Raw genomic sequence first — 12,901 nt, 5'->3', positions numbered from 1 at the left:
CGTCGGCTCTCCTGCCCGGCATCCGCGCGAGTACTCTACACTGCCGGGCGGCAAAAATCTGCGCGCCGCCGGCGAATTACGGCTCTTTATTCAACATCAAATCCAGCTGCTGCAGCAGCACCAACAGCGGCAGGCTGCTAGGCTCACGCTCCTTCAACGCCTCTTCAAAATAAGGCGTGATGGCGAAGCGCGTCGGCAATGGCGCTGCGGCGTCCAGCAGCGCATACATGCGCGGCAGAAACACCCACTGCAACCAGGCTTCGGCCGACATGCTGTCAATGCAGAACGGCTCGGTGCTGGAGAAAGCCTCAGGCTCGGGCGGAGCGGCCTGCCACAAAGCCAGATCGCGCATGGATTGTTCAATCGCCTGCAAACTGCGGCGAACCTGATTATGTATACTCATCTGCATTCCCGATCTCTTTTCATCATGGTATCCAGCACGCTGGCTGAAAGGCGGCAAAGCATAGCATTTTTATAGCCCAAATTCGGCGCGCCTGAGGCCGGCCGCCGTTTTTATCTGGTGGCGCTCGCCGCCGCGCGGCACAATAGGCCCACCGAACTCACCACACAGATAAAGATTCATGTCCGTAATAACAGAGAAAAAAAACCACGCGACGCCCGGTAAGGCCATGCTGGCCTCGGTCACCGGTTATGCCATGGACGGGTTTGACCTGCTGATCCTCGGCTTTATGCTGCCGGCCATCAGCATCGAATTAGGATTAACCTCATCGGCCGCCGGTTCGCTGGTCACCTGGACGCTGATCGGCGCGGTGCTGGGCGGCGTGATCTTCGGCCACCTTAGCGATCGCTTTGGCCGCATCCGGGTGCTCACCCTCACCATCCTGATGTTTTCGCTGTTCACTGGCCTGTGCGCCGTGGCGCAGGGATATTGGGATCTGCTGGCCTACCGCACCCTGGCGGGCATCGGACTGGGCGGCGAGTTCGGCATCGGCATGGCGCTGATCGCCGAAGCCTGGCCGGCGGAAAAACGTAACCGCGCCTCGGCTTACGTCGGCATGGGCTGGCAATTGGGCGTGCTGGCGGCCGCCTTCCTGACGCCGCTGCTGCTGGAACATATCGGCTGGCGCGGCATGTTTTTGGTCGGCCTGCTGCCGGCGCTGGCGTCATTCCTGATCCGCCGTACGCTGGGCGAGCCGGAAGAGTTCGTGCGGCAGAAAGACGCCGGTCAGCCGCTCTCTTTTCTGCAGCGTTTGCGTCTGTTGTTTAAGGATCGCGCCACCAGCAAGGCCAGCATCGGCATCTTCATTCTCTGTTCGGTGCAGAACTTCGGCTACTACGGACTGATGATCTGGATGCCGACTTACCTGGCGAAAAACTTCGGCTTTTCGCTCACCAAGTCCGGTCTGTGGACGGCGGTGACGGTCGTCGGCATGACCTTCGGCATCTGGCTGTTTGGCGTCCTGGCCGACCGCTTCGCCCGCTGGAAGATCTTCGTGCTTTATCAGGTAGGTGCCGTGGTGATGGTGATAGGTTACGCCCAGTTGAGCGATCCGATGCTGATGCTGTTCGCCGGCGCGCTGATGGGCCTGTTCGTCAACGGCATGATCGGCGGCTACGGCGCACTGATTTCCGATACCTATCCGGTACAGGCGCGCGCCACCGCGCAAAACATCCTGTTCAATCTGGGGCGCGGCGTCGGCGGGCTGGGGCCATTGGTGATCGGTGCGCTGGTGACGCAGGTGTCGTTTACCGCCGCCATCAGCCTGCTGGCGGCGATTTACCTGCTGGATATCTACGCCACGCTGTTCCTGCTGCCGAAAAAGCAGAGTGCAGGCGATACGCTGGGTGCAATTGGTTAGCGCTGGCGATAGATTAAGGCGGGGCGCACGCGCGGCGGGATAGAACAAAAAGTTGGGGGCACTGCGTTAACAGTGCCCCCGGTTCGTTTTATAGCTATCCCGCTACACAGCGTGCTCCCTGCTCAATCCTTGAAAACTTTTCCTGCGGCCATCCTGACCAAGTGGTCCTTGCATCATCCTGCAGCATCGTCCTGACGCGGTTCCTCAGCCTTCCTGACCCACCGACAGTCCTGTGCCGGCTCTCAATCTCCGTCCTGGAGGTGTCCCTGGTTTCTATCCTGAAACATCCTGGGCATCTCCTGACGCCATCCTTCGCTCTTGCCTGAGCGCATCCCTTTCTTCTTCCTGAAGCTGCATCATCCTGATGCTTTCCTGCTCCGCCGGTTCCATGCCGGTAACGATAAGATCGCTTAAATTCCCCGGAATCACAAGGGTTTGGGAGACATCTCACACTAAATTAACACTAAGAGTTATCCTAAAGAAATTCTAACCAATTGATCTGGATAACAATAATCTCATTGTTCGAAGCGAGGTGAAAAAAATTAAGAGCGATCTCTCACAGCCCGTGTGAGAGATCTCTTACACGATCGGCGGTGAATCCGACGCGCTTCAGTCCAGCACGGGGCGCAGCGCATCGAGGAAATTCCCCAGCGTCGCCGCCAACAGGGTGCGCTTATCGCTACCGAATTGTTCCAGCACGACGTTGCCGCTGACGTTGCACAGCGACACCATCGTCATCTCGGATTCGGTGGTCGCCAGGAAAAGGGTCGGCGACAGCTTGAGGCGCTTTTGCGTCACCAGATGACCGATCAGGTTCTCCTGCAGGCGGATGAAATCATCCTCGCTCCAGACCTGCAGCAGGCTCAGGCGATGCTCGCCAAACTGGGCGCTCATGTCGCCCGCGTATTGTTGCGTGTAGAAACGGTGCGCGTCCGGCTGCAAACGCAGCTCCAGCGCGGCCTCGACCTTCTCCAGCGTCGCCGCCGGCTCGAAAGGCTGCGGCAACCACAGCACTTCGTCCTCGCGGTTCTCCACGATGCAGGGCGACGGCACGCCGTACAGCGCCTGGCTGGCCGGCGCGTGGCCGCGCGCTTGCTGCCACAACTCGACATAACGTTGAGTGAATTCACGCAGAGCGTGCGATACATCATGGTCCATATTCTTTCTCGCATACGTTAAACTGGCGGCCATTGTACCTATCTCTGACCAAGGTGACAGCAGATGCGAAGCGCTGTTGCGCCACCTGGTCTCCTTTCGCCACCACAACGAGTTCCACGAGCAGTGCGTCGAGCGCATCTTCAACGATCTGATGCGCTATTGTCGGCCGCAAAGCCTGACGGTGTACGCCCGCTATACTCGCCGCGGCGGGCTGGATATCAACCCGTGGCGCAGCAATGTCGAGTTCACTCCCGGGCATGGCCGCCTGGCGCGCCAATAAGTGCGAAACATTGCTCAACAACTGAGCTAACGAGCGGTTTGTGTTGGTAAAAGCGCGGGGACGGCGGTAAGGTTAAAACGAGGCTGCGGCCGGGCACAGCGCCCGCTGCGCCGCAGCACGCCAACCATAACGAGATGCTGTTTTGCTGCGTATGGATTACTACCGCCCCGCACCGGGTGCAAAGGAGTTACCTTGATTACACACATCAGCCCGCTTGGCTCTATGGATTTATTGTCGCAGCTGGAAGTAGACATGCTGAAGCGCACCGCCAGCAGCGACCTGTACCGCCTGTTCCGCAACTGTTCGCTGGCCGTGTTGAACTCCGGCAGCCAGACCGACAACAGCAAACAGCTGCTGTCGCGCTATGAAACCTTCGACATCAACGTGCTGCGCCGCGAACGCGGGGTGAAGCTGGAGCTGGTCAACCCGCCGGAAGAGGCGTTCGTCGACGGCCGTATCATCCGCTCGCTGCAGGCCAACCTGTTCGCCGTACTGCGCGACATCCTGTTCGTGCACGGCCAAATCGCCAGCGCCGGCCGTTTCCAGCACCTGAACCTGGAAAACTCGGCCCACATCACCAACCTGGTGTTCTCGATCCTGCGCAATGCACGCACGCTGCACCTGGATGAAGATCCCAATATGGTGGTGTGCTGGGGCGGCCACTCGATCAACGAGAACGAATACCTCTACGCGCGCAAGGTCGGCAGCCAGCTGGGCCTGCGCGAGTTGAACATCTGCACCGGCTGCGGGCCGGGCGCCATGGAAGCGCCGATGAAAGGCGCTGCGGTCGGCCACGCGCAGCAGCGTTACCGCAACAGCCGCTTCATCGGCATGACCGAACCGTCGATCATCGCCGCCGAGCCGCCTAACCCGCTGGTCAACGAGCTGGTGATCATGCCGGACATCGAAAAACGCCTGGAAGCCTTCGTGCGCATCGCGCACGGCATCATCATCTTCCCGGGCGGCGTCGGCACCGCCGAAGAGCTGCTGTACCTGCTGGGTATCCTGATGAACCCGGAGAACAGCGAACAGGTGCTGCCGCTGATCCTGACCGGGCCGAAAGAGAGCGCCGACTACTTCCGCGTGCTGGACGAGTTCATCATGAACACGCTGGGCGACGCTGCGCGCCGCCACTACACCATCATCATCGACGATCCGGCGGAAGTGGCGCGGCAAATGAAGAAAGCCATGCCGCTGGTGAAGGAAAACCGCCGCAACACTGGCGACGCCTACAGCTTTAACTGGTCGATCCGCATCGCGCCGGATCTGCAGCTGCCGTTCGAGCCGACTCACGAGAACATGGCAAACCTCAACCTGTATCCGAACCAGCCGCCGGAGCAATTGGCCGCCGCGCTGCGCCGTGCGTTCTCCGGCATCGTCGCCGGCAACGTGAAGGAAAACGGTATCCACGCCATCGAGCAGTTCGGCCCGTACAAGCTGCACGGCGAACCGCAAATGATGAAGCAAATGGACAGCCTGCTGCAGGGCTTTGTCGCCCAGCACCGCATGAAGCTGCCGGGCAGCGCCTATGTGCCCTGCTACGAAATCGTAGCCTGACCCTCAATCCCGGGCGGCGTAACAGCCGCCCTGTTTTTTTCCGACCTGACAGCCCATGATGATACACCTACTGATTGTCGACGCCCTGAACCTCATCCGCCGCATTCACGCCGTGCAGGGCTCCCCTTGCGTCAGCGCCTGCCGCCATGCGCTGCAGCAGCTGATCCAGCACAGCCGCCCGACCCACGCGGTGGCGGTATTCGACGAGGACGACCGCAGCGACAGCTGGCGTCACCAAATTCTGCCGGACTACAAGGCCGGGCGTTCACCGATGCCGGAAAACCTGCAGCAGGAGATGCCGCAGCTGCGCGAGGCCTTCGCCGAGTTGGGCGTCGCCAGCTGGCATTCCCCCGGCAATGAAGCGGACGATCTGGCGGCTACGCTGGCGGCGAAGGTCGCCGGCGGCGGCCATCAGGTGACCATCGTCTCCACCGACAAAGGCTACTGCCAGCTGCTGGCGCCGAACGTGCAAATTCGCGATTATTTCCAGAAACGCTGGCTGGATATGCCCTTCGTGCAGCAGGAATTCGGCGTGCAGCCGCAGCAGCTGCCGGACTATTGGGGGCTGGCGGGAATTGGCAGCAGCAAGATCCCCGGCGTGGCCGGCATCGGGCCGAAAACCGCCGTGCTGCTGTTGCAACAATCGGGCAGCCTGGACGGGCTGTATCAGCACCTGGAGCAGGTGCCGGAGAAATGGCGCGGCAAGCTGGAACAGCACCGCGAGCTGGCCTACGTCAGCAAACGAGTCGCCACGCTGCGCACCGATCTGTCGCTGGACGGCAACCTGCAGCAACTGCGCCTGCCGATACAATAAGGGCGCTGCAAGCAGCGCCCTTCATCAAGCTTAACGCGATTAATCGCGCTCGTCGCGCCGGCCCGGCACCGCCGACCACATGCGGCGCACGTGCACGGTGATCTCTTCGCGGTCGTGATACAGCTGCTTGGCATGCACTTCGACGCTGATGCCGGCGGCGCCCAGCGCTTCGCGGATGCTCATCAGGTTTTGCGACACTTCCTCATAGCGCTTTTTCATCGGCAGCTTAAGGTTAAAGATCGCTTCGCGGCACCAACCTTTCACCAGCCACTGAATCATCAGGCTGGTCACCTTCGCCGGTTTCTCCACCATGTCGCACACCAGCCAGTAGATCTTGCTGCTGTTCGGCTCGAACTTAAAGCCGTCGGCGCGGTGATGCGTCACCTGGCCGGTTTCCATCAGGCTCGGCGCCATCGGGCCGTTATCCACCGAGTGTACCATCATGCTGCGTTTCACCAGCTGATAGGTCCAGCCGCCCGGGCAGGCGCCCAGATCGACCGCGTGCATGCCGCTGGCCAGGCGTTCGTCCCACTCGTCGGCGGGGATGAACACATGGAACGCTTCTTCCAGCTTCAGCGTCGAACGGCTCGGCGCATCGGCCGGGAAGCGCAGACGCGGAATGCCCATATAGAACGGCGAGTTGTTATTGCTGTAGGAGTAACCGACGTAGCAGCAGCCCGGCGCGATGAAGAACACGTGCACCACCGGGCGGGTCGGGTTCTCGCGCGCCATCAGCACCTTCTGCTCGCGCATCGCGGCGCGCAGCGGCACCGTCAGCTTGCGGCAGAATTTCATCAGCTCTTTGCTTTCGTTGGTGTCCGGCACTTCCACCCGCAGCTCGCCGCCGCGATCAACCACGCCGATCAGCATGCCGACGATCGGCGATACCCGATCTTCCGGCGGCAGATCGCGCAGCAGCTCGCCCACCACGATCATCTGACGGGCGAAAATCAGTTCGCGGAACGGAATTTCCCGCGCCAGCCGGTCGGCGTCATCCGGCTGGTAGCATTCGAACAGCACGTAGCCGCTGTGCTCTTTTACCCGCGCAAAGCCGTAAATCTCCAGTTGGGCGGCCTTGTCGGTGATCTCCGCCGCACACTCTTTCTCAAAACCGGGACGGCAGTACAACGCAATCTTATTCATGGCGCTCGGCCTTTTTCCTCAGACGCAAAGCGCCAATCAACATCAATATCCAGCCGATCAGGAAGCACACGCCGCCAACCGGCGTGATGTATACCCAAACCTTCAGGTGCGACAGCGCCAGACAATAGAGGCTGCCGCTAAACAACACGGTGCCGAGCGCCAGCAGCGCCCCGCTCCAGTAAAACCACAGGCTCACGCGGCGCTGCATCGCGACCGCCAGCGCCAGGATGGCCAGAGTGTGGAACCCCTGATACTCCAACCCGGTGCGGATCCAGGCCATTTCGTTGGCACCGAGCGTACCGCTCAGCACATGCGCGCCGAATGCGCCCAACGCGACAAACACAAAGCCGCTGATAGCGGCGAAAACCAGCATGGAACGGCTGCTCATCGTGATCTATCCCATTAAAAATCACCGGCCGCGGCAAGGCGGCGGCCGGCCTTATTGTTCGTAGCGGAAGCGGAACTTTTCTTGTTCGCTGGCGGCGCGCGCCAGGATCCACTGCCGGAAGGCGGCTATTTTACCCAGTTCTGCCTGGCTGTCATGACATACCAGATAAAAAGCGTTTTTGCTGACCAACACATCGTTGAACGGGCACACCAGGCGACCGGCTTCGATCTCGGTTTGCGCCATCACGTTGTTCACCAGCGCCACACCCTGGCCGTGCACCGCCGCCTGCACCACCATGGCGCTGTGGCTGAAGATCGGCCCCTGCTGCACGTTGATGTGCTGCAACCCCAGTTGGCGCGTATACGCCAGCCAGTCGCGGCGTGAAACGTCATGCAGCAAGGTATGATAAGCCAGATCGTCCGCGGTTTTCAGCGGATGATCGCCGGTCAGCAGGCTCGGCGAACAAACCGGCAGCAAATATTCCGCATACAGACGCTCGGCGCGCAGCCCCGGCCAGTTGCCGCGGCCGTAGAAAATCGCCACGTCGACATCGTCCGCCAGCTTGTCCTCTTCGCGGTCCACCGCCTGGATACGCACGTCGATGCCCGGATAAGCTGAGTTAAAGCCGGACAGGCGCGGCACCAGCCACTGAATGGCGAAGCTCGGCGGCAGACTGACGGTCAATGCCCCCTTGGCGCTGCGCGCCTGCAGCTTGCGTGTCGCCTCGTTGATCGAAGAGAAGATCTCCTTGATATCGAGGTAGTAACTTTGCCCCTCTTCGGTCAGCAACAGCGAGCGGTTGCGCCGGCGAAACAGCTTCAGCCCGAGGAAGTCCTCCAGCGACTTGATCTGGTGGCTCACCGCGGCCTGAGTCACGAACAGCTCTTCCGCCGCCTTGGTGAAACTCAGGTGGCGAGCGGCCGCATCGAACACGCGCAGCGCATTGAGGGGAGGTAAGCGTTTAGACATTAAATTAGCTACTTTTGTGTAACATTAATCCGAATGATTCGGTGCCGAAAATCGGGCGGCTTTGTGTGGCAAGCCATCGGTAAACGCTAACGGCGTATTGCCATTAGTTTTTTTAATCCGAGCCATTATAATTTGTCCGTTGAGGATGCGCCAGCAAATACCTATAGTGGCGGCACTTCCCGGGCCGGAACGAAAAGGGAGTGGGTGTCGAGGACGCCGATGAACTTTTGGCTTGTGGTTGTGATGTTGTGTTTGCAAATTGTCCGGCGATTCCGGACATGGTAGCTAGGCTACTGTTTTTTCACTTCCTGTACATTTACCCTGTCTGTCCATAGTGATTTTATGCAGCACCGCAAAACTTGCGGTGCTTTTTTTTGCCTGACGATTACTGGTTGCTTTCAACCATCTCTTTTACATCGGCGCGGTTGATCTGCTGCTCGACGCCGTTAGCGTCTTTATAGCTGATCATGCCGGTGTCGTTGTCCACTTTAGGCTTACCGTCAGCGACAATGGTGCGTCCGTCATTGGTATGCATCACGTAGTTGCTGGAACAGGCGGCCAGGGTGAACGTAAGCATCAGGGCAGAGATAACTGCGGCTGTTTTCTTCATTGAGGACTCCTTTGTAGTTTTAAATGCTGATAAATACCTTTTATCTGTATAGATGCGATTAATTAGCGCACATTTAATAGCATAACAAACTTTCCCAATTTTGCCAGGCGATAACTCCTAATGGACGGGATCGCTTGTCTCAGACGGCAAAATAGGACAGGATCACCCATCGACTCAAGCCAGTGACAATCAGGGTATGACGCCTTTTAACCCCAGCCTTTTTCGCCAACAGTTTCCCGCGCTCGCGCAGGACGGCATCTATCTGGACAGCGCCGCCACCGCGTTGAAACCCCAGGCGGTGATCGACGCCACGCAGCAGTTTTATCGCGATGACGCCGCCACCGTGCACCGCAGCCAACATCGGGCGGCGCAGGATCTGACCGCCCGCTTCGAGCTGGCGCGCGGCCAGGTCGCACGGTTGCTCAATGCGCCGTCGGCCGATGACATCATCTGGGCGCGCGGCACCACCGAGGCGATCAACCTGGTGGCGCAGAGCTACCTGCGCCCGCGCCTGCAGCCGGGCGATGAAATCCTGGTGAGCGAGGCGGAACATCACGCCAACCTGATCCCCTGGCTGATGGTGGCGGAACAAACCGGCGCGCACGTGGTGAAACTGCCGATCGGCGCCGACCGGCTGCCGGACCTGACGCAGCTGCCCGCCCTGCTCAACGAGAAAACCCGCCTGTTGGCGCTGGGGCAAATGTCCAACGTCACCGGCGGTTGCCCGGATCTGGCGCCGGCTATCGCGCTGGCGCATGCCGCCGGCGCGCGCGTGATGATCGACGGCGCACAGGGCGTGGTGCACGGCCCGGCCGACGTACAGCGGCTCGACATCGATTTCTACGCCTTCTCAGGCCACAAATTGTATGGCCCGACCGGCATCGGCGCACTGTACGGCAAAGCCGAGCTGTTGGCGCAAATGGCGCCCTGGCAGGGCGGCGGCAAGATGCTGACCCAGGCGTCGTTCGACGGTTTTACCCCGCAAAAACCGCCGCACTGCTTCGAGGCCGGCACGCCAAACATCGCCGGCGTGCTGGGATTGGCCGCGGCGCTCACCTGGCTCAGCGAACAGGACATGGCGGCGGCGGAGCGCTACAGCCGCGAACTGGCGGATCGAGCGGAACAGCGCCTGGCGCAGCTGCCGGGTTTTCGCAGCTTCCGCAGTTCCGGCTCCAGCCTGCTGGCGTTCGACATCGCCGGCGTACACCACAGCGACATCGTCACGCTGCTGGCGGAACAAGGCATTGCGCTGCGCGCGGGCCAACACTGCGCGCAGCCGCTGATGGCGGCGTTAGGCGTCAGCGGCACGCTGCGCGCGTCGTTCGCCCCCTACAATACGCAGCAGGACGTCGATACGCTGGTCAGCGCGTTGACTCACGCCCTCGATCTGCTGGCCGACTGACTTGACTCCCGGAGACGCTATGCTCGCCCCCCATCCTTTTGGCCGAGAGGTCACCGCCAACGCGTTGATCGCCACCTTCAGCGCGCTGAAACAGTGGGAGGACCGCTACCGCCAGCTGATCATGCTCGCGAAACGGCTGCCGCCGCTGCCGGAAACCTTACGCAGTGAAGAAATGGAATTGAGCGGTTGTGAAAACCGCGTCTGGCTGGGACACCAGTTGCTGGAAGACGGCACGCTGCATTTCTATGGCGACAGCGAAGGGCGCATCGTGCGCGGCCTGCTGGCGGTGCTGCTGACCGAAGTGGAAGGGAAAACGCCGCAGCAGATCGCCGCATTGGATCCGCTGGCGCTGTTCGACCGGTTGGCGTTGCGCGCTCAGCTTAGCGCCACGCGCGCCAGCGGCCTGGCGGCGTTGGCCGCCGCCGTGCAGGCGATCGCCGCCCGTTACGCCTGACGCGCCGCCTTCGCCAGCATCTTTTTCAGCGCGTGCGATACGGCGACGAAGCCGAAGGTGGCGGTGACCATGGTCGCCGCGCCGAAACCCGCGCTGCAATCCATCCTTTTTGGCCCTTCCGCCGTGCTGCGCGAAGCGCACACCGAGCCGTCCGGCTGCGGATAAACCAGCGGCTCGCTGGAGAAGACGCAGTCGATGCCCAGCTTGCCCTTGCCGTTCTTCACCACGTTGAAATCGTGTTTCAGCCGCTCGCGCAGTTTGGCGGCCAGCGGATCCTGAATGGTCTTCGCCAGATCGGCCACGTCGATTTTAGTCGGGTCTATTTGCCCGCCGGCGCCGCCGGTGGTCACCACCGGGATCTTGAAACGGCGGCAGTAGGACAGCAGCGCCGCCTTCGGCCGCACGCTGTCGATCGCGTCGATGACATAGCTGAAGTTATGGTCCAACAGCTCGGCGACGTTGTCCGGAGTAATGAAATCATCGATGCAGGTCACCCGGCATTCCGGGTTAATCGCCAGGATGCGCTCCGCCATCACCTCGGTTTTGGATTGCCCGACATGCTGACGCAATGCGTGGATTTGACGATTGGTATTGGTGACGCAGACATCATCCATGTCGATCAGGGTGATGGCGCCGATGCCGGTGCGCGCCAGCGCCTCAGCCGCCCAGGAACCCACGCCGCCGATGCCGATCACGCAGACATGCGCCTGCGCGAACACCGCCAGCGCCTGCTGGCCGTACAACCGCGCCGTGCCGCCGAAACGCTGCAGATAGGCTTCCGAATAAGCTGTACTCATAACGCTTTAATTACCTTCGTAATGCAAATGATAAGGGCCGGAAAATCCGGCCCTTGCGGGTCAATCTTTTCACGCCGCGTGCGTTTACCGGGTGGCCAACAACGAACCGCCGCCGTTTGACTGATTGGCGCTGAACAGCTGACCGCCGCCATTGTTCTTCAGCACCCAAACGCGGCCGTAGTGGTTGTAGTATCCCGCCGAGTGGCCGGCTTCCGGCCCGATGCCCTGATACATGTCAAAATGCTGGCCCTTGATGGCGCCGCCCACATCGAGCGCGACCATCAGGCGCATCTCGTATTTTCCCGTGAATTTACCCTTGTTGTCCAGCAGCGGCACTTCGGCCAGCAGCGTGGTGCCCGCCGGGATCAGCGAACGATCGGACGCTACCGAGGCTTTGGCAACCAACGGCACCGCGCTGGCGCCCTTCACTGGCGCAAAAGCTTCTGGACGGAAGAACACGAACGACGGGTTTTGTTCCAGCAGCTCACGCACCTCTGCGGCGCTGTGGGTATCCGCCCACTGACGGATCGCCTGCATCGACATGTCCGCCTTGGCCACTTCGCCGCGATCGATCAGCACCTTGCCGATGCTGCGATAGGCGTGGCCGTTTTTGCCGCCGTAGCCGAAGAACACCAGCGGCTGACCATTGCCGTAGTCGACGTAGCCGCTGCCCTGGACTTCCATCATGAAGTTGTCCATCAGCGAGTTGGTGTAAGCGATGATATAGCGATCGTCGAGCGCGCCGGAATAGATGCCCGCGCGATCCGGCAGGCGCCCCCTGCCCTTCGGCGGCATGCGGTACAGCGGATAGCGGAACTCGCCCTGCTGGGTATAGCGCGCCTGCACCACCGGCGTGTAGTAGCCGGTAAACTGCACGTTGCCGTAATTGTCGACGCCTTCCATCTGGTAAGCGCTGAGGCCATACTGGCTCAGCATGCGCGTGTCGGCGCCGGACGCCATCCAGCTTTGCACCGCCTGATAAGTGCTGTTGTTGCGATTAAACAGCGAAGGCGACGCGTACTTGATCTCCATCAGCTGATCAGAATAATCCTTGGCGTTGACCGGCGAACCTTTGGCGTTGGGCTGATTGACCAGCTCCAGCGATTGATCCAGACGGCCGTCTTTATATTGCTGACCCCGATCGGTCGGCTTGGACGAACAGCCCGCCAACACCGCCACCATCAACCCGCCAAGCAGGTATTTGCCCCAACGTCCTTTCATCGCGCACACTCTCAAACTGATATGATCTACCGGCTGAACGATAACAAACGCTCATTGATAAAGGAATCGCTGCAAATAAAAAAACCCGCACGGAGGATGGTGATGAAAAAGAAGGCAAATTGCGGGCAAATTCAGCAGAAAAACGGGTTTAGGGCAATAAAATGCAAAAAGGGTTTGCAACAAAACGCATGGAGAGTATAGTGCGCATCCATCGGACGCGGGGTGGAGCAGCCTGGTAGCTCGTCGGGCTCATAACCCGAAGGTCGTCGGTTCAAATCCGGCCCCCGC

13 protein-coding genes and 1 pseudogene are annotated in these 12,901 nt (G+C 60.5%); 6 read left to right on the top strand and 8 right to left on the bottom strand.

Annotated features, from left to right (window positions below):
• Positions 1-76: 76 nt before the first annotated feature.
• Positions 77-403: a YqcC family protein gene (locus ACRAWE_RS23735; RefSeq protein ID WP_025160237.1), complete on the bottom strand. Its 327-nt coding sequence runs from the start codon at positions 401-403 to the stop codon at positions 77-79.
• Positions 404-581: 178 nt separating this feature from the next.
• Between ACRAWE_RS23735 and ACRAWE_RS23730 the strand changes: the two genes are divergently transcribed.
• Positions 582-1,820: an MFS transporter gene (locus tag ACRAWE_RS23730; RefSeq protein WP_025160236.1), complete on the top strand. Its 1,239-nt coding sequence runs from the start codon at positions 582-584 to the stop codon at positions 1,818-1,820.
• 609 nt (positions 1,821-2,429) lie between these two features.
• Here ACRAWE_RS23730 and syd read toward each other — a convergent pair.
• A complete protein-coding gene (gene syd, locus ACRAWE_RS23725) occupies positions 2,430-2,978 on the bottom strand; it encodes a SecY-interacting protein (protein WP_063917938.1) in 549 nt (182 codons plus the stop codon).
• 67 nt (positions 2,979-3,045) lie between these two features.
• On the opposite strand from syd, the pseudogene queF reads away from it, so the two are divergent.
• The 3 genes and pseudogenes from queF to xni all read left to right on the top strand — a co-directional run.
• A pseudogene (gene queF, locus ACRAWE_RS23720) lies at positions 3,046-3,258 on the top strand (NADPH-dependent 7-cyano-7-deazaguanine reductase QueF); the annotation flags it as partial.
• Between the two features lie 192 nt (positions 3,259-3,450).
• On the top strand, positions 3,451-4,815 hold the full coding sequence (ppnN, locus tag ACRAWE_RS23715; protein ID WP_019455737.1) for a nucleotide 5'-monophosphate nucleosidase PpnN: 1,365 nt from the start codon (positions 3,451-3,453) through the stop codon (positions 4,813-4,815).
• A 55-nt stretch (positions 4,816-4,870) separates the two neighbouring features.
• Positions 4,871-5,629, top strand: coding sequence for a flap endonuclease Xni (gene xni, locus ACRAWE_RS23710; RefSeq protein ID WP_063917940.1), 759 nt, complete (start codon positions 4,871-4,873; stop codon positions 5,627-5,629).
• A 39-nt stretch (positions 5,630-5,668) separates the two neighbouring features.
• Here xni and rlmM read toward each other — a convergent pair whose 3' ends face one another.
• The 4 genes from rlmM to ACRAWE_RS23690 form a co-directional block, all read right to left on the bottom strand.
• On the bottom strand, positions 5,669-6,772 hold the full coding sequence (gene rlmM, locus ACRAWE_RS23705; RefSeq protein WP_019455735.1) for a 23S rRNA (cytidine(2498)-2'-O)-methyltransferase RlmM: 1,104 nt from the start codon (positions 6,770-6,772) through the stop codon (positions 5,669-5,671).
• Positions 6,765-7,160, bottom strand: coding sequence for a DUF423 domain-containing protein (locus ACRAWE_RS23700; RefSeq protein WP_025160235.1), 396 nt, complete (start codon positions 7,158-7,160; stop codon positions 6,765-6,767). Before ACRAWE_RS23700 ends, rlmM begins: the two co-directional genes overlap by 8 nt.
• A 51-nt stretch (positions 7,161-7,211) precedes the next feature.
• A complete protein-coding gene (locus tag ACRAWE_RS23695) occupies positions 7,212-8,129 on the bottom strand; it encodes a transcriptional regulator GcvA (protein ID WP_004931894.1) in 918 nt (305 codons plus the stop codon).
• Between the two features lie 385 nt (positions 8,130-8,514).
• On the bottom strand, positions 8,515-8,739 hold the full coding sequence (locus tag ACRAWE_RS23690; RefSeq protein WP_004931891.1) for a YgdI/YgdR family lipoprotein: 225 nt from the start codon (positions 8,737-8,739) through the stop codon (positions 8,515-8,517).
• 196 nt (positions 8,740-8,935) lie between these two features.
• Here ACRAWE_RS23690 and csdA point away from each other — a divergent pair, with 196 nt between their 5' ends.
• Positions 8,936-10,141 carry a cysteine desulfurase CsdA gene (gene csdA, locus ACRAWE_RS23685; protein WP_063917941.1) on the top strand — a complete coding sequence of 402 codons (1,206 nt, stop codon included), beginning with the start codon at positions 8,936-8,938 and terminating at the stop codon, positions 10,139-10,141.
• Positions 10,142-10,160: 19 nt separating this feature from the next.
• Complete coding sequence (csdE, locus tag ACRAWE_RS23680; RefSeq protein ID WP_432525966.1) at positions 10,161-10,595, top strand: cysteine desulfurase sulfur acceptor subunit CsdE; 435 nt, start codon at positions 10,161-10,163, stop codon at positions 10,593-10,595.
• On the opposite strand, the gene tcdA is transcribed toward csdE, so the two are convergent.
• A complete protein-coding gene (gene tcdA / locus ACRAWE_RS23675) occupies positions 10,586-11,392 on the bottom strand; it encodes a tRNA cyclic N6-threonylcarbamoyladenosine(37) synthase TcdA (RefSeq protein ID WP_019455731.1) in 807 nt (268 codons plus the stop codon). The genes csdE and tcdA overlap by 10 nt on opposite strands.
• Positions 11,393-11,476: 84 nt before the next feature.
• A complete protein-coding gene (gene mltA, locus ACRAWE_RS23670) occupies positions 11,477-12,613 on the bottom strand; it encodes a murein transglycosylase A (RefSeq protein WP_019455730.1) in 1,137 nt (378 codons plus the stop codon).
• Between the last annotated feature and the right edge of the window lie 288 nt (positions 12,614-12,901).

The organism is Serratia sp. BFP-2025, from assembly GCF_050880365.1.
In the GTDB taxonomy this organism is placed as follows: domain Bacteria; phylum Pseudomonadota; class Gammaproteobacteria; order Enterobacterales; family Enterobacteriaceae; genus Serratia; species Serratia surfactantfaciens.
This window is presented reverse-complemented; position numbering and strand designations above follow the sequence as displayed.